14 protein-coding genes and 1 other RNA gene are annotated in these 16215 nt (G+C 71.2%); 3 read left to right on the top strand and 12 right to left on the bottom strand.

Annotated elements, in window-relative coordinates:
* Positions 1–375: 375 nt before the first annotated feature.
* Positions 376–814: RNase P RNA component class A (gene rnpB / locus OIE47_RS22835), an RNA gene on the bottom strand.
* Positions 815–907: 93 nt separating this feature from the next.
* Here rnpB and OIE47_RS22830 point away from each other — a divergent pair.
* A complete protein-coding gene (locus OIE47_RS22830) occupies positions 908–1654 on the top strand; it encodes a sulfite exporter TauE/SafE family protein (RefSeq protein ID WP_326556569.1) in 747 nt (248 codons plus the stop codon).
* 34 nt (positions 1655–1688) lie between these two features.
* Here OIE47_RS22830 and fxsT read toward each other — a convergent pair whose 3' ends face one another.
* From fxsT to OIE47_RS22810, 4 genes are all read right to left on the bottom strand, one after another.
* Positions 1689–3941: an FxSxx-COOH system tetratricopeptide repeat protein gene (gene fxsT, locus OIE47_RS22825; protein ID WP_326556568.1), complete on the bottom strand. Its 2253-nt coding sequence runs from the start codon at positions 3939–3941 to the stop codon at positions 1689–1691.
* 220 nt (positions 3942–4161) lie between these two features.
* Entirely contained in the window at positions 4162–5817 is a 1656-nt protein-coding gene (mctP, locus tag OIE47_RS22820; protein WP_326556567.1) for a monocarboxylate uptake permease MctP, read from the bottom strand.
* A gap of 6 nt (positions 5818–5823) precedes the next feature.
* Positions 5824–6036 carry a DUF3311 domain-containing protein gene (locus OIE47_RS22815; protein ID WP_326563203.1) on the bottom strand — a complete coding sequence of 71 codons (213 nt, stop codon included), beginning with the start codon at positions 6034–6036 and terminating at the stop codon, positions 5824–5826.
* 294 nt (positions 6037–6330) lie between these two features.
* Positions 6331–7659, bottom strand: a complete 1329-nt coding sequence (locus tag OIE47_RS22810; protein ID WP_326556566.1) for a glycoside hydrolase family 18 protein — start codon at positions 7657–7659, stop codon at positions 6331–6333.
* Between the two features lie 100 nt (positions 7660–7759).
* Between OIE47_RS22810 and OIE47_RS22805 the strand changes: the two genes are divergently transcribed.
* A complete protein-coding gene (locus OIE47_RS22805) occupies positions 7760–8635 on the top strand; it encodes an alpha/beta fold hydrolase (protein ID WP_326556565.1) in 876 nt (291 codons plus the stop codon).
* On the opposite strand, the gene OIE47_RS22800 is transcribed toward OIE47_RS22805, so the two are convergent.
* The 5 genes from OIE47_RS22800 to OIE47_RS22780 form a co-directional block, all read right to left on the bottom strand.
* A complete protein-coding gene (locus tag OIE47_RS22800) occupies positions 8632–9795 on the bottom strand; it encodes a bifunctional RNase H/acid phosphatase (RefSeq protein WP_326556564.1) in 1164 nt (387 codons plus the stop codon). The two genes, OIE47_RS22805 and OIE47_RS22800, sit on opposite strands and share 4 nt — an antisense overlap.
* 70 nt (positions 9796–9865) lie before the next feature.
* Complete coding sequence (locus tag OIE47_RS22795) at positions 9866–10606, bottom strand: zinc ribbon domain-containing protein (protein ID WP_326556563.1); 741 nt, start codon at positions 10604–10606, stop codon at positions 9866–9868.
* The gene (locus tag OIE47_RS22790) at positions 10603–11502 is read right to left on the bottom strand and encodes a Nif3-like dinuclear metal center hexameric protein (protein ID WP_326563202.1); all 900 of its coding nucleotides are present in this window, start codon (positions 11500–11502) and stop codon (positions 10603–10605) included. The genes OIE47_RS22795 and OIE47_RS22790 overlap by 4 nt, the downstream gene beginning before the upstream one ends.
* Before the next feature lie 163 nt (positions 11503–11665).
* Positions 11666–12235, bottom strand: coding sequence for a flavoprotein (locus OIE47_RS22785; protein ID WP_326556562.1), 570 nt, complete (start codon positions 12233–12235; stop codon positions 11666–11668).
* A 16-nt stretch (positions 12236–12251) separates the two neighbouring features.
* Positions 12252–13481, bottom strand: coding sequence for a helix-turn-helix domain-containing protein (locus tag OIE47_RS22780; RefSeq protein WP_326556561.1), 1230 nt, complete (start codon positions 13479–13481; stop codon positions 12252–12254).
* Between the two features lie 290 nt (positions 13482–13771).
* Here OIE47_RS22780 and OIE47_RS22775 point away from each other — a divergent pair, with 290 nt between their 5' ends.
* A complete protein-coding gene (locus OIE47_RS22775; protein ID WP_326556560.1) occupies positions 13772–14458 on the top strand; it encodes a bifunctional DNA primase/polymerase in 687 nt (228 codons plus the stop codon).
* 345 nt (positions 14459–14803) lie between these two features.
* Here OIE47_RS22775 and OIE47_RS22770 read toward each other — a convergent pair whose 3' ends face one another.
* Both OIE47_RS22770 and OIE47_RS22765 read right to left on the bottom strand, forming a co-directional pair.
* A complete protein-coding gene (locus OIE47_RS22770; RefSeq protein WP_326563201.1) occupies positions 14804–15526 on the bottom strand; it encodes an FAD:protein FMN transferase in 723 nt (240 codons plus the stop codon).
* Positions 15527–15581: 55 nt separating this feature from the next.
* Positions 15582–16205 (bottom strand): FMN-binding protein, encoded by a 624-nt coding sequence (locus OIE47_RS22765; protein WP_326556559.1) that lies wholly within the window; start codon positions 16203–16205, stop codon positions 15582–15584.
* Positions 16206–16215: the final 10 nt, after the last annotated feature.

Below are 16215 nucleotides of genomic sequence, written 5' to 3'. Positions count from 1 at the left end.
CAATGCTTGCTCGTTCGGGTGTGGCGGCTCAACTTCCGGCATTTTGGCCGCTCGCGAGCAGCTTGGCTGCTAGGCCTATGCGAACCTTGCCCGCAGCATTGATGCTGTCGGATTTCTGATGGACTTGGCCGGTGTCGTCTGCATGCCCCGAGCGAGCAGACCCATCCGGCGTGAGGGCATAGCCATGGGCCAGGACCGGATCGCAGATCTCCGCTCGGCTGCCTATCCCACCGAGCACCGGCACACGAGGACATGCCGCGGTAAGCGGAGCTGTCCGGGCCGCCGGATGCCGACCGGGATCGCCCAACGATGACCAATAACGCCAAGAGAATTGGCAGGTCAGAGCCCTCATCGAGACCGTGACCAGGAGGGCGACGGACGAGTCGACCTGTACGCCGGATTCTGTGCCCGGCGGCACCGTTGCCGGTGTCGCCGGCGGCGGCCATCCATCTCGGCCTGCCGTTGCCGGCAGGCTCCAGCGGCCTACCCGCAGACATCGGGCGGGCAGCCCTCAAGCGTCTGCGCGGGCCGTCACCTCGCGGTGATGGCCCTGTCTTGGCCTTGCTCCGGGCGGGGTTTACCTAGCCACCCCGGTCACCCGGGGTGCTGGTGGGCTCTTACCCCACCGTTTCACCCTTACCTGGCGTCACTACCGCGCTTGTCAGCTCGGCAGACTCTGCCCGGCGGTTTGTTTTCTGTGGCACTGTCCCGCGGGTCGCCCCGGGTTGCCGTTAACAACCACCCTGCCCTGTGGAGTCCGGACGTTCCTCGGCGACGGGTTCGACCCCGTCGACGCGACCGCCCGGTCAACTCGTCCGTCGCGCCGGCAAGTCTACTTGTCGACGGCGTCACAGAGCCGCCGGGAGTGACGCTGCCCGTACCTGACCGGTCGTTACTCTCGGCAGCGATGGACTTCCTCGACGCGGGCCTGCTGCTCGCCGCTGGGCTCGCCGCGGGCACCATCAACGCGGTCGCCGGTGGCGGGTCGCTGATCACTTTCCCGGCGCTGATCGCGGTCGGACTGCCGCCGATCCAGGCTAACGTGACCAATTCCGTGTCGGTTTGTCCGGGTTATCTGGCTGCGGTTGCCGGCAGTAAGGATGACCTGCCCGACTATCGGCGGCTGCTGCCGCTGCTCCCCACCGCCGTGCTCGGTGCCGCCGCCGGGGGCGCGCTGCTGCTGAACACCTCCGAGGACGCATTCAAGATCGTCATCCCGATCCTGGTCCTCGGCGCGACGGCCGTACTCGCGTTTCAGGATCGGCTGCGCCGCCTGGTCGGGCATCCGGCGGACCTGGGGCCGCGCCGCCGTACGCTCACCCTCCAGGGCATGGTCGCGCTCGGTTCGGTGTACGGGGGCTACTTCGGTGCCGCCCTCGGCGTGATGCTGGTGGCCGGTCTCGCCCTGGTGCTGGACGAAACCCTGGCCCGGGTCAGCGCCCTGAAGAACGTGATCTCGGCGGTGGTCGGGCTGACCACGGTGGCGATCTTCTCCGCGTTCGGGCCGGTCGACTGGGCAGCCGTCGCCATCGTCGCGCCCGCCACCCTGGTCGGCGGTTACCTCGGCGCGCGGGTCGCCCGCCGGTTGCCGCCGGCCGTGCTCAAGGGCTTGATCGTGGCCTTCGGTACGACCATCGGCCTGCTCCTGATCTAGCTAGCACCGGAAAGCGCGCCCGGGGACCCCACCCTCACGGCTGTGCTCCGGAAACGATCGATTTCCACTCGCGCAGTGCGGCGGCCAGCTTCACGGTCTGCGGGTGCTGTTCACCGACGAACCGGGTGCTGTCGGCGAGCAGCCGTTCGAGCGTGGCTATCGCCTCGCCGGTCCGCTCGGCCTTCCAGTAGAGGCCGGCGAGGGCGAGCCTCGCGTTCGGTCCGCTCGGGTGCGCTTCGTCGTACACCCGGCCGTTGTCGTTGATCACCCGTTCGAGCATGGGGATTGCCTCGGTGATTCGCCCGGCGTCCGCGTACGAGGCGGCGAGGTTGGCCCGCGCGGTCACGGTCTCGGGGTGCCCCTCGCCGAGGGTCCGCTCGCTGGCGGCCAGCACCCGTTCCGCGATCGGGATCGCCTCGGCGACCCGCCCCGCCTCCCGGTACGAGGAGGCGAGGTTGCCGAGCACGGTCAGCGTCTGCGGGTGCTCGTCGCCCTGGACCTCGACACAGTCCGCGGCCACCCGTTCGGCAAGCTCGATCGCCTCGGCGTGCCGGTCGGCGACCCGGTAGGAGGCGGCGAGGTTCATCCGCGCGGTCAGGGTGTTCGGGTGCAGGTCGCCGAGCACCTGCGCGTTGTCGACGACCACCCGCTCCTCGATCGTGATCGCCTCGGTAACGCGCCCGGCCTGCCAGTACGACGCGGCCAGGTTGATCCGGGCGGACAGGGTGTTCGGGTGCTGGTCACCGAGGTTGCGCTCCCGGTCGGCGACCATCTGCTCCTCGATGGTGATCGCCTCGGCGGTACGACCGCTGTGCCGGTAGGCGTCGGCAAGACCGAGCCAGAGGGTTGCCATGCCCGGATGCCGGTGGCCGACCAGCCGTCCGGTGACGGAGATCAGGTGCTCCCAGTAGCGGATCGCGGCCTGGTGCAGTCCGCCGGCCAACAGGCTGTCCCCGAGCGTGAGTAGGACCACCGGCGGGTCGGGATACCACAACCCACCTGCGGTGTTGTCGATCAGCGCCGCCGTGTTCGTACGCAGCGCGGCGACCAGTTCTGCCTGGTCGGGGTGGGTGTCCGGGTCGGGCCAGGCGTCGAGCAGGGCGTCCGCGACGGCCTGGATGGCGGCTTCCAGTTCGGCCGGCGGGGTGGTTTCGCGTACGGCTCGGGCGGTGAGGGCGTGCACGCGTACCGCGCGGGGTCCGGTTCGCGGGTCGTGGGCGAGCAGTCCGTACCGGTGCAGCAGGCGCATCGCGGCCCGCGCCCGGCTGACGGTCACGCCCCGGTCCGGCGCCGGGTTGTGCCTGCTCAGGTGAGCGACGACGGCGGCGTCGGTCCAGAGCTTGTCGGGGTGTCCGGCCGGGTCGAGCACGGCCGCCAACCGGAGTGCGGGCAGCGCCAGGCCGACGGGTTCGCATGCCTGGGCGGCGTCGAGGGCGACGAGCAGGGTGGCGCCGATCGACCGGCGCCAGCCCCGGGAGTCGGTGGTCGACGGCAGCACGGCGTCGAGCTGCGACCGCCGGTCGGTGAACAGACCGAGGTACGCGGCACACCCGACCGCCTCGTTGACCATGTACGCGGCAGCGTGCGACAGGGCCAGCGGCAGGTGCCCCAGTGCCGTGGTGAGCGGGCGGGCGCCGGTGTCGAGCAGGTGCGGCGCTCCGGCGGCGGTGAGCCGTTCGGCGAGGTAGCCGGCGGATTCGGGTTCGTCGTACACGTCGACGTCGATCACGGTCCGGCCGTGGTCGGAGAGGATGGCGTCGCGGCGGCGGGTGGTGGCGAGCACCCGTCCGTTGCCGGTGGCACCGGTCGGCCACCACAGCTCGATCCGCTCCGGCTCGGTGATGTCGTCGAGGACGATCAGCCACGTACGTTCGGTGGTGGCCAACCAGTCCAGCAGCGCCCGTGCCGCCACGACGGCGTCGGAGCCACCCCCACCGGGAGCCTGTACGCGGCCAGCGGTCTGCGCGTACGCGGCCACCACCGCGTCGGGTCCGCTGGCGTCGACCCATACCAGCAGGTCGACGCCGTCCCGGGCGGCCTCGATGGCGTACGCGGCGGCGAGTTGTGACTTGCCGACCCCGCCCCCTCCGGTCAGGACCTGAGTGGACACGGCGCCGCTGTGGCGCGTACGGCTGGTTTCGATCGTGGCGCGGAGCCCGGCGCGGTCCTGGAACGCCGATGCCAGCGCGGGCACCACCCCCACCCGCTGCGGCCACCCGACCGGCGGCCCGGCCTGCACGTAAAAGTTGTTCTGCTGACTGTTGACGCCCCCCTGATTGACCTGCACCCCCCGCCCACCCGAAGCATCAACCCCATCCACCCCACCACCCTCCCACCCCACCCCCACCCCGTCCACCCCCGTCCACCCCCGCCGTTGACCATGAAGTTAGCGACATGAATCAAGCCGAAATCCGGCGCTAACTTCATGATCAACCGGGAGAGCCGGGGGGCCGGGGGGCCGGGAAAAGCCGGGGAGAGCCGGGGGGAGCCGGGGGAGCCGGGGGCGGTTAGGCGATGGGTTCTGCCGGGGTGGGGGTTTCGGTGCGTTGGGTGGGGATGGGGTGGGGGTCGTTTTCGTCGGCGAAGTAGTCGTTGCGGGTGGTGCCGTCGGGGCCCTCGGTTATCCGTAGGGCGCGCAGGATCAGGGTGAGGATGGTGGCTACCAGGAGGTTGAGGGCGACCGCCACCAGTCCTACGTAGATGGTCTTGGGGGTGTCGAGGCCGAACTTCTCCAGGGGGAAGTTGGAGCCGCCGAAGTGGGCGCGCTTCGAAGCGGCGTTCGGGATCTGGTAGAGCATCCACATGCCCAGACCCATGCCGGCGGCCCAGCCGGCGATCAGGGCGCCCCGGTGGAACCAGCGGGTGTAGAGACCGAGCGCCACCGCCGGCAGGGTCTGGAGGATGATCACGCCGCCGATGAGTTGCAGGTCGATGGAGAACTGCGGGTCGAGGAAGACGATGCAGGCGACCGCGCCGACCTTGACCACCAGGGAGGCGATCTTCGAGACGTGCGCCTCCTGGGCCGGGGAGGCGTCCCGCTTCAGGTACTCCTTGTAGATGTTGCGGGTGAACAGGTTCGCCGCCGCGATCGACATGATCGCGGCCGGGACCAGGGCGCCGATGCCGATGGCGGCGAACGCGATGCCGGCGAACCAGCTCGGGAACTGCTGCTCGAAGAGCAACGGGACCACGGTGTTGTTGTCGACGCTGCCCTCGGTCGCGCCGGGCAGCGGCTTCACCCCGGCCGCGATGGCCATGTAACCGAGCAGGGCGATCAACCCGAGCAGCAGACTGTAGGCCGGCAGCGCGGACATGTTCCGCTTGATCACGTCCCGGTTTTTGCTGGCAAGGATGCCGGTGATGCTGTGCGGGTAGAGGAACAGGGCGAGCGCGGAGCCGAGCGCGAGGGTGACGTACTGGATCTGGTTGTTGGCGTTGAGCAGCGTGCCGTCACCCGGCGCGGCGCTCGCGTCGAACTTGGCGTCCGCCGCGTCGAAGATCTCCCCCCAACCCCCCAACTTGTACGGCAGGTAGATGATCGCCACCAGGATCACGATGTAGATCAGTATGTCCTTGACGAACGCGATCAGCGCCGGTGCCCGCAGTCCGGACTGGTAGGTGTAGGCGGCGAGGATGGCGAACGCGACGATGATCGGCAGGTGCCGGGCGATGGTGCTCTCCCCGGTCACGCCCATCGTCTTGAGCACCGCCTCGATCCCGACGAGCTGCAGCGCGATGTACGGCATGGTGGCGGCGATGCCGGTGATCGCGATCAGCAGGGCGAGCAGTGGTGACCCGAACCGGGTCCGGACGAAGTCGGCCGGGGTGACGAATCCGTGCCGGTGCGACACCGACCAGAGCCGGACCACCACCAGGAAGATCAACGGATAGACGATGATCGTGTACGGCACCGCGAAGAAGCCGGCCGCCCCCGCCCCGAACAGCAGCGCCGGTACGGCAACGAAGGTGTACGCGGTGTAGAGGTCCCCGCCGACCAGGAACCAGGTGATCCAGCCGCCGAAGCTGCGCCCGCCCAGCCCCCATTCGTCCAGGTGGGCCATGTCCTTCGGTGCCCGCCACCGGGCGGCGACGAAGCCCATGCCGCTGACCAGCAGGAACAGCAGGGTGAAAATGATGATCTCAGTGAGATGGTCGCGCCACATGTGGGCTCACCCCCGCCGCTTCGTGAGCTGGTAGACCACCGTGGTGGTGGTGACGCCGAGCAGGATGAAGGCCAGTTGCAGCCAGTAGAAGACCGGGAAGCCGAACAGCCGGGGTGAGTCCTGGTTGAACAGGGGTGTCATCAGCGGGACCAGGATCGGCAGGAAGAGGAGCCAGTTCCACGGGCTGCGGTCGCCGGCCTTCGAGGCCGCCACCGGCACCGGTTCGGGAGTGGGAGCGGGGGCCTCGGGCGTACCGGCCGGATCCGGTGGGTCCGCCGTACCGGGGTTGGCCGATTCTGGTTCGCTCATCGCACACCTCCACCAGCGGTTCTGATCTCGTACGCGGCCGGAGGTTATCGAGGCTGTGACCGCCATCACGTACCGACGGCGGAGGTGGTGCGCCGAACGGCGAGCGCGCTGCGCCGAACGGCCGATACGAGGACTGCCCCGCCGACCGGGTGGTCGACGGGGCAGCCGTCAAGCAGGTGCAGGTGGCGACGCTTTCCCGGTAGCTCAGAAGGTCCAGAGTCCGAGGGAGAGCGTCCGGGTCAGTGACGCGTTGTCGTCGTCACCGTCGAGCGACCAGATCATCGCCCCGCCCAGTCCCTTGGTCCGGATGTAGAGCGCCTTCTGCAGCACCACCGCCGGGTCGTCGTACGTCCAGAGGGTCGTGCCGTCGAACAGCCAGGCGTGCCCGGCGCGCAGGTCGCGGTGCACGGTGTAGCCGTTGCCTGCCAGGTTCTTCAGCACCTTGTAGTCCTCGTACCCGGCCTCGAAGGTGGCCGGTGCGGGGCCGGTGGCGGGGCCGAAGAGCCCGTTGCCGCCGCCGGTGATCCCGGTCCAACCCCGCCCGTAGTACGGGACCCCGAGGACCAGCTTGCGGGCCGGAGCACCCCGGTCGAGCCAGGCGTTGATCGCGACCTCGACGGAGAAGTCCGGGTTGTCCGGCGCACCCGCCGGCACCCGCAGCGCGGACTGCTGGTTGGCGCGGGCGTCCCAGCCGCCGTGGAAGTCGTAACCCTGCACGGTGGCGAAGTCCAGGTACTTGAAGATCTTGTTGCCCTCGAAGCCGGCGTCGATGGTCGCCGGGGCGGCGGGCAGGAACGCGGTCAGCTCGTAGTGCTCGCGCTGCTTCTTGCCGTACGCGTCGAGCTGCTTGCGGAACTCGGCGAGCAGCTTGGTGAAGTTCTGCTTGTCCTCGGCGCGGATCACGTTGCCCGGCTCGCCGGCCGATCCCGGCCACTCCCAGTCCAGGTCGATCCCGTCGAAGACACCGGCGGCCGTGCCGGGGGCGGTGCCCGGCAGGTTGCCCTTGAGATAGAGGTCGATGCAGGAGGAGACGAACGCCTTGCGGGAGGCGTCGGTCGCGGCGGCGTTGGAGAAGTACGTCGACCAGGACCAGCCGCCGAGCGAGATCAGCACCTTCAGGTCGGGGTGCTTGGCCTTGAGCTTGGCGAGCTGGTTGAAGTTGCCGTTCAGGGCCTGGCCGGGCGCGTCGGCGACCCCGTCCACACTTTCCTCGGCCGGGACCGGCCGCTGGTAGTCGGCCCAGGCGTCACCCTCGCCCGGCCCACCGTCCACGTAGCACTTGCCGTCCTCGGTGACGTTGCCGAACGCGTAGTTGACGTGGGTGAGCCGGGCGGCGGCGCCGGAGGTGTCGAGCTTCTTGACCGGGAACGCCCGGCCGTAGATGCCCCACTGGGTGAAGTAGCCGACCTTGTAGTAACCGTCCGAGGCCCGGTTGGTGCCGGTGGCCTGCGCGACGGTGGGCGGAGCGGCGGTGAGCAGCAGAGACGCGGTGACGACGAGGACACCGAGTCGACGGGCGAGACGGTTATTCATCCACACTCCTGAGGAGCTGAGATCTGTAAGGAAACCTTGCAGATCGATGATCTGCTGATCACCTGCTGCGGTCAAGCCCTGACTCTGGCATGCTGGTCGGGTGCCGAGGTTCCCCTCGTACGACGCGACCGAGTTGACCTACCACGTGCACGGTGCCGGGCCACCGCTGGTCTGCCTACCGGGCGGCCCCGGACGCGCGTCGTCCTATCTGGACAAACTCGGCGGGCTCTCCGCGTACCGGACTCTGATCATGTTGGACCACCGGGGGACCGGCGAGTCCGAGGTGCCGGCCGATCCGGCCAGCTACCGGTGCGACCGACTGGTCGACGACGTCGAGGCACTCCGGCAACACCTCGGCCTGGACCGGATGAGCCTGCTCGGCCACTCCGCCGGTGGTGACCTGGCCCAGCTCTACGCCGCCCGGTTCCCGGACCGACTGGAACGGCTACTCCTGATCACCCCGGCCCTGCGGGCCACCGGGACCGAGCCGGTCGGGCAGGACGACGCCCTCGCCGCCCGGGCCGGCGAATGGTGGTACCGGGGCGCCCGAGCGGCACGGGCCACCTGGCAGGAGGCGGTGGCCGGCGGGGCCAGCCTGGCCGACACCGCCGCACTTCGGCTCGCCGCCGCCCCGTTCAGCTACGGCCGGTGGGACGAACGCGCCCGCGCCCACCGCGAGGCCGACGCCTGGGAACGGGCCGACGCCGCCACCGAGGGCTTCTACGCCGGCTTCGAACCGGACACCGCAGCGGTACGCGCCGCGTTGGCGACGCTGGACGTACCGGTGCTGGTGCTGGCCGGTGAGCTGGACCCGATGCCGGCGCCACCGGCCGCACGGGCGCTGACCGACCTGTTCCCGTACGGCGAACTTGTCGTGCAGGACCGGGCCGGCCACTACCCGTGGGTGGACGACGGACCGACCTTCGCCCGACTGGTGCTCACCCACCTCACCGCCGTCGCCCCGCACACCGCCTAGATCGTGGTCAGGTGGGCGGTGTCGTTGACGGTGCGTACGGCCACGCCCCCGTCCGGCCAGAAGTCCACGATGGACAGTCCGGCGGGCTCCAGGTAGAGGCGGTGCAGGAAGGCGTCACCGGCCGCGAGCGCGTCCCGGAGCAGGATCTTCAACGGCGACACGTGCGAGACCACCACCACCGTCTCCCCCGGGTACGCCGCCAGCAGCGCCGACTGGGCCCGACGGACCCGACCGGTCACCGCCCGGAACGACTCCCCGCCCGGCGGGGCGACGGCCGGCGAGGCCAGCCAGGCGTCCATCTCCCCCGGCCAGCGTTCCTGCACCTCGGCGAAGGTGTGCCCCTCCCAGCGACCGAAGTCGCACTCGATCAGGTCCGGCTCGATCCCCACCGGTTTGCCGCCGAGCTGCTCGGCGATGATCGCGGCGGTGGCCGTACACCGGGACAGGGGTGAGCTGACCACGACCGCGGCCGAGGGTGCCAGCCCGGCCACCCGGGCGGCCGTCGCCCGCGCCTGGGCCAGGCCGCGTTCGGAGAGCGGCACGTCGCCCCGGCCGGAGTAGCGGCGCTCGGCGGTCCGCTCGGTCTCGCCGTGGCGGACCAGCAGCAGCCGGGTCGCGGTCGACGCCGGCCTCGGCTCCCACGAACTGCGGGTGGTCGAGCCCTGGGCGGCGACCTCCCGCGCACGGGCCCGGGCGGAGGCGTCCGGCCCGGTCAGGGCACCGGCCTCGGCAACCTCCGGCCTGCCCGCCGCCAGGTCCATCGCCGCGTTCGCCAGCGCGTCCGCGTGCCGGTTCTGGTCGCGCGGGATCCACTGGTACCGCACCGACTCGAACTTGCGGACCAGGGTGGCCGCCTGCGCCGCCAGCGGGCGCAGCCCGTGGTTCTTGATCTGCCACCGGCCCGACATCTGCTCGACGACGAGCTTGGAGTCCATCCGTACGTCGATCTCGGCGGCCCCCAGCTCGACGGCGGCCTCCAGACCGGCGATCAGGCCCCGGTACTCGGCGACGTTGTTCGTGGCCACCCCGATCGACTCGGACCGCTCGGCCAGGACCTCGCCGGACTCGGCGTCCCGGACCACCGCGCCGAAGCCGGCCGGACCCGGATTGCCCCGCGCCCCGCCGTCGGCCTCCATCACCACCCGCAGCCGGCGGCTCATTCGAGCACCCGATCCACGGGCTCCGGACGGTGGACCTCGGCCCGGTTCCGGCGCCGACGGGCTGACACGGTCACAACCCCGACTCGGCGGTCCGGACCATGATCCGCCGGCACTCCTCGCAGCGCACCACCTCGTCCGGCGCCGCCGCCTTGATCCGGGCCAGGTCGGCGCCGTAGAGCTCCAGCCGGCACCCGCCGCACCGGCCGTGGGTCATCAGCGCCGCGCCGAGCCCACCGGAGGTCTCGCGGATCTTGTCGTAGAGGGCCACCAGGTCCGCCGGGAGGTCCGCTGAGAGCGGCTGCCGCGCGCCGGCCTTGAACTCCTCCTCCTTGGCGATGTCGGCCAGCGACTGGGCCCGCCGCTGCTCGGTCGCCTCGCGCGTCTCCCGGGTCGTGGTCAACCGCTCCAGGATCCCGTCCAGCACACCCTGGGCGGTTTCCCGCTGCTCCATCAGCTCCAGCTCGGTGTCCTCCAGCTCGCTCTGCCGCCGGTTGAGCGAGTTGAGCTCGTGCTGGATCGCCTCCAGTTCGCGGGCCGGGCCGGAACCGACGGTCAACCGTGCCTGGTCCCGGTCCTTGCGGGCCCGAACCTGGTCGATGTCCTTTTCCATCCGGTTGATGTCCCGGTCGAGGTCGTCGACCGCCACCTGGGCGCGTACCCGCTCGTCCTCGAGCGCGGAGAGCTGCCGGGCCAGCGCCTCCAACTCCGCGTGCTCCGGCAGGGTGCGGCGCCGGTGCGCGAGCTGGGCGAGCTGGGTGTCGATCGCTTGCAGGTCCAGCAGGCGACGCTGCTCTTGCGGGTTGGCCTTCACAGAAGGTGCTCCTTGTCCACGGGGGATGCGGCGTGCACGGGAGGTACGGCGGCCACAGGCGAAGGTACGGGGGTGACGGGTGGTGCGGGGGCGCCGTGGGACGGCGATCCGGCCCGGACCGTCCACGGGTCGGTGTCCAGGTCGGACACGTACGCGCTGACGGGCAGGTGTTCCCGCAGGTGGGCCGCGAGATCATCCAACCAGGGACGTTCGGTGGCCCAGTGGGCGGCGTCCAGCAGCGCCGGGCCGCCCTCGGCCAGGTACTCGCTGGCGGGGTGGTGACGCAGGTCGGCGGTGAGGAAGGCGTCCACCCCGGCGGTGCGCGCGTCGTCGAGGTAACCGTCGCCCGCGCCGCCGCTGACCGCGATGGTGTGGATCACCCGGTCCGGGTCACCGGCGGCGCGTACGCCCCAGGTGGTGGGCGGGAGCGCGTCGGCCGCGTACCGGGTCAGGTCGGTCAGCGTCATCGGTCGGGGCAGCCGGCCGATCCGCCCGGCGCCCCGTCCCGCTCCCGCCGCCGGGCCGGTGGCCGGACGCAGCGGGCGCAGGTCGGTGAGGCCGAGCCGGGCGGCGAGCGCGTCGGAGACGCCCGGGTCGGCGACGTCGGCGTTGGTGTGCGCGACGTACAGGGCGACGTCGTTTTTGATCAACTGGTGCACGATCCGACCCTTGTACGTCGTCGCCGCGACCGACGACACTCCGCGCAGCAGCAGCGGATGGTGGGCGACGATCAGGTCCGCCCCCCGGGCCAGTGCCTCGGCCACGGTCTCCGGCACGCAGTCGACCACGCAGGCGACCCGGCGTACGGGCGCCTCGGGGTCGCCGAGCACCAACCCGACCCGATCCCACTGCTCGGCCCAGGCCGGCGGGTAACGACGGTCCAGCGCGGCCACCACTTCGGCCACGCTCGACGTCTCGGATCCAGTTGTTCCCACGGCGGCCCAGCTTACCGGCGTCGGCCCGTCGACCGTGGTGCCGGCTCGATCGGCCCGGCCGGTTCGCCCGGTCGGTCCGGTCGCACCACCGCCGACCGGGCCGGGGCCGGGCCGGTCGGGGCGCTCAGCCGGGGAGGCCGTTGACCGCGCATCGGGCCCGCAGGGCGTCGCGCCCCAGCTCCCAGGGGTACTGGTCGAGGTAGTGCGCACCGCTGCCGGGGGCGAACGGCGGCAGCACGTCGTCGCCGAACAGCACCGTCACGTCCCACCCGCGCAGCCGGTCCAGGCTGGTCCGGAAGGCCGGGTGGGTGGCCATGGCGGCGTTGGTGAACGGCATCGCCACGATCGGCAGCCCCAACCCCTGTCCCTCGATCAACAAGCCCAGGGCGAGGCTGTCGGTGATCCCGACCGCCCACTTGTTGACCGTGTTGACCGTGGCCGGGGCGACGATCATCGCGTCGGCCGGCGGCAGCAGGTCCGGATCACCCGGGGACTTGTACGTCGAACGGACCGGATAACCGGTCTGCTCCTCGATCGCCGGTACGTCGACGAACTTGCGCCCGTCCGGCGTACTCACCACGCAGACCACCCAGCCGTCCTGCTGGGCGAGTGCCACCAGCCGGTCGACGTTGCGGGCCAACGGGGACCCACAGGCGATCACGTACAGGACTCTGCGCTGGGGTTGCCCGGTCATCCGGCCACCAACCCACTCATATGCCGACACCCATGTGCTCAGCCAACTCCGCAATCGGCGCGGGCGGCGCACCACGTGTGCGACGGAGGATGTCGGACATCACCTCGTGCGCGATCGGCCGGCACCGGATCTCCGAGGGGGCCAGCCGGTCGCCGTCGACCAGCATCTCCCCCGCGCTGCTCACGTCCCCGATCTGGGCGAAGCCGCGGGCGATGTCGAGCAGGTGGTGGGCCCGCCGCTCGGGGAGCAGGGCGGCGAACCTCCGCTTGTCGATCCGCTGCTCGTGGGTCTCGACCGCCTGCCGGCCCTCACCCAGCTCCACCGCCGCCGCCGCCCGGTGCAGTTCCAGGTTGGTCGGACCGAAACTGGTCCAGTAGTAGTTCTGGTCCGAGCCGAGCGCGTTCGACGCCTCCTCGGCGCCCCGGATCAGGTCCCGGACGGTGGCGTTGTCGCCCAGCCGGGCGGCGGCCATCGCACCCTGGAGCAGGAGCATGCCGTACACCGAGAGCCGGTCCGGGTCGGCGCCGTTGGTGCCGCCGGGGGCGAGCCGGTTGGCGATGTTGACGTTGACCTCCAGCGCCGACCGGGCCCGGCCCAGGGCAAGCAGGGCGTTGCCGACCCGGTACGTGGCCACCCCGGCGAGCAACTGGTCGTCGGCGCGTACGGAGACGGCCATGGAGCGGTCGGCGGCGAGCCAGGCCAGCTCGTGCTCACCCAGCTTGCGCAGGGCCGACGAGGCGATCTGGTAGACCTGCCCGAGCAGGCTCGCGGCGAGTTGCCCGTCGTCGCCGGTGTAGTACGCGTCCGCCGCCTGCGCGTCGCGCAGCAGCTTCGGCAGCGCCCGGGTCAGTACGCCGTAGCGCGCGTACTGGTACGTCAGCCAGGCGTGGCTGACCGCCTTGCGGAACTCCGGCAGGGGCGGCGGGACCACCTGCGCGTCGAAGTACTTGCTCATCGAGACGTACCGCTCCAGTGCGGCCCGGATCTCCTCGACCTCGACCTCGTCGATGCAGTTCAGGGCATCGGTACGCCGTTCCGGGTCCTTGCCGAGCAGGAGCTGTACGTCGATGGTGAGCACGTCGGCGATCTCGTAGAGGACGGAGAACTTGTCCAGCCGGCGTACCCCGCGTTCGACCTTGTCCACCCAGCTCTTGGACTTGCCGAGGCGGTCGGCGAAGACCTGCTGGGACAACTTGCGTCGACCACGCCAATAGGCGACGCGGCGCCCGATGGGCAGCTCGTCCACGTCCGTTCCTCCCCTTTGCCATGCCGGCGGTCCGGGCCGGTCGAGCTCTGTCGGGTATGTATCGGGCTCACTTTTCAGATGTACGCTTCGTTGCCGTACGAGATCCATTGTGCGTTTTGTTCGCTATGTGCCGGTCGCACATTCTGTGCGTCTGACCCCCGTTTGGTGCTCGTACTTTTCGATGCAAGTTGCAAGTGGCTTTATGCCAGGAGCAACGAATACGCCCGGCGCCGGTGACGGTGCCACTCCATCGATCTCACCTTGATCGACCCCGAGAGGAGCTGCGTGCCATGTGGGGGACCACCCGACCGCCCATCACCCGCCTGACCACCCTGGAACGGGTACGCCTGAGGCGGGTCGCCGTCCGGTACGCCATGCACGGCTGGGAGGTGACCCCCGGCGCCTTCCTCAACCGGCAGCGCTTCGTCTGCGGCCGGGCCGGCTGCCCCACCACCGGCTGCCACCCCGCCCTGGAGGAGTGGGAGGGAGCCGCCAGTTCCGACCCGGCCCGGGTCGGCGCCTGGTGGCGGGTACGGCCGCACGCCGTACTGCTCGCCACCGGCTACACCTTCGACGTCCTGGAGGTGCCGGCGTACCTCGGCCAGCACGTACTCGACGCCTCCCGGCCCCACCCCGGCGTGACCATCCCCGGCCACGACCAGGTACGCGGCCCGGTCGCACTCACCCCGGGCGGGCGTTGGATGTTCCTGGTCCGCCCCGGTGACCCGCTCCGACCGGAACTCGACCAGTGCCTGTACGTGGTCCGGCACGGTCCCGGCTCCTGGATCCCCGCCCCGCCGACCCGGCTGCCCGAGGGAACCGTGCGCTGGGTGGTGCCGCCGGAGGAGGTCCGCTGGCAGCTTCCCGACTCGTACGCCGTGCAGGAACTCCTGGTCGACGCGTTGCAGGCGCACACCCCGGCGATCCCGGTCGCCCTGCTGCCCGGACGGCTGCCCGCTCCCCGGCGCGGCTACTGAACCACCGCACCGCGTGGCGCCCGGCTCCCACGCCGGTCCGGGCGAGTCGGCGCGCGGCATGCAGCGACCCGCCGAGGTAACGGTCGTTAACGCAGGTAGCACAGCCGAGGTCGGGACCGCAAGAGGCAAACCGAGCCGGCGCGCACACGGGGGATGACATGCGAACTGACGAGACACCGCCGGCCTCCGGCGGTATGGACGGGGCGGAGCCGGCCACCGGCTCACCGCCGTGCCGGTGGGCGGGGACCCGACCGAAGGGATCCCGCCCCGGCGGTCCTCGGCCGACCGGCTCCCGACCAGCCGGGACCCACCGCCCCGTGCGCTGACCCGGCCCACCACGGTACGTCAGTCCGTGATCGGCAGGCGGTCGGACCGGGGCGTACGCCGGTCGTCGGTGACCACGGCCCACTCGTACCCGGACAACCGGCCGAGCCAGCTCACTCCGGCCTGCCCCATCGCCAGCGCCGCGGTCGCGTACGCGTCGGCGGTGCCGAGGTCGGTGCCGACCACCGTCACCGAACGCAGGCCCCGGGCCGGGGTGCCCCGGCGCGGGTCGATCACGTGGTGCCCCCGCTCGTAGACGCCGGAGGTGGCGACCGCCAGGTCGGTCCCGTGCACCACCAGCGCGACCCGGCTCGGGTCCCACGGGTCCTGCACCCCGACCCGCCACGGCTCGCCGGAACTGGACAGGCCGCGTACCCGGACGTCACCACCGGCGTTGACGCAGTGGTTCGGCGCCCCGGCGGCCACCAGCCGGTCCGAGGCGACCTGGGCCGACCAGCCCTTGACGTACCCGGACGGGTCGAACCGGCCGGTGGCGTACGCGTCGAAGAAACCGTCGGTGTCGCCCCACAGGTCGGCGCAGCGTTCCAGGGTGGCCCGCAGGTCCGCCGACGCGTCGGAGAGCACCACCTCGCCCCGGTCGAACCGGCTCACCTCGCTGTCGGCCTTGAACGTGCTGAACCGCTGGTCGACCTCGCGCATCCAGCCGAAAACCTGCTCGGCGAGCTGGTCGAGGCGCTCCGGGGGCAGGTCGTCGGCGAGGTCGAGGCTGATCGCCGTACCCATGACGAACTCGACCCGGCGCAGCCCCGGCCTGGTCCGTACGCTGGTCACGCCGACCTCACATCTTGTCCAGGGCGGCCTGCAACGACCGCCGGTACGCCGAACTGGTCGCGGTCGCCCCGCTGACGGTGTCCGGCAGCCGGCCCTGGTTCGCCGCCGTGACCGCCTGCCCGCCGGTCCCGCTGTAGGCCCGGTCCACCCGGTCGCTGTTCCCCTCCGAGGTGGCCGTCTCGCCCGGCAGTTCCAGCGCGATGACGTTGGTGACCCGGTCACCGGAGACGGTGATCTGCACCTGGACCAGGCCGAAGTCGGCCGCGGGTGTCACCGAACCGTCGATCTTGCGGGGGCCGCTGGCCGGCGGCGGGGGTGCCTTGGTGGTGGTGGGCGCTCCCCCACCGGTCGGCGCCTTCGACGTGGGCTTGCCGGTCGGGGTCTTCGACGGTGACTTTCCGGGTGATCCGCTCGGCGCACCCGGCTTACCGGACACGGTCGGTTGCGCACCGCCATCGGCCGGGTCCGGGGTCGGCTCCGGCGGGGCACCGGCGCTCGGGTCGGTCGACGCACCCGCCGTCCCGACCGGTACGTCCTGGGCGGTCGCGGTCGTCGCCGGCCCGCCCTTGAGCACCACCAGCAGGGTGGTGCTCGCGGCAAGACCGGTGATGCCGAGAATGGCGCGACGCAACGGTGCAACC

It is taken from the genome of Micromonospora sp. NBC_01796, assembly GCF_035917455.1.
Classification (GTDB): Bacteria; Actinomycetota; Actinomycetes; order Mycobacteriales; family Micromonosporaceae; genus Micromonospora_G.
Note: the sequence above shows the minus strand (reverse complement) of the source record. Positions and strands in the feature narration are given on the sequence as shown.

What these genes read in the sequence shown, in the direction of transcription:
- OIE47_RS22810 (WP_326556566.1), bottom strand. Translation starts at nt 7,659, where the DNA reads ATGAATAACCGTCTCGCCCGTCGACTCGGTGTCCTCGTCGTCACCGCG.
- mctP (WP_326556567.1), bottom strand. Translation starts at nt 5,817, where the DNA reads ATGTGGCGCGACCATCTCACTGAGATCATCATTTTCACCCTGCTGTTC.
- OIE47_RS22785 (WP_326556562.1), bottom strand. Translation starts at nt 12,235, where the DNA reads ATGACCGGGCAACCCCAGCGCAGAGTCCTGTACGTGATCGCCTGTGGG.
- OIE47_RS22770 (WP_326563201.1), bottom strand. Translation starts at nt 15,526, where the DNA reads ATGGGTACGGCGATCAGCCTCGACCTCGCCGACGACCTGCCCCCGGAG.
- OIE47_RS22775 (WP_326556560.1), top strand. Translation starts at nt 13,772, where the DNA reads ATGTGGGGGACCACCCGACCGCCCATCACCCGCCTGACCACCCTGGAA.
- OIE47_RS22800 (WP_326556564.1), bottom strand. Translation starts at nt 9,795, where the DNA reads ATGAGCCGCCGGCTGCGGGTGGTGATGGAGGCCGACGGCGGGGCGCGG.
- OIE47_RS22830 (WP_326556569.1), top strand. Translation starts at nt 908, where the DNA reads ATGGACTTCCTCGACGCGGGCCTGCTGCTCGCCGCTGGGCTCGCCGCG.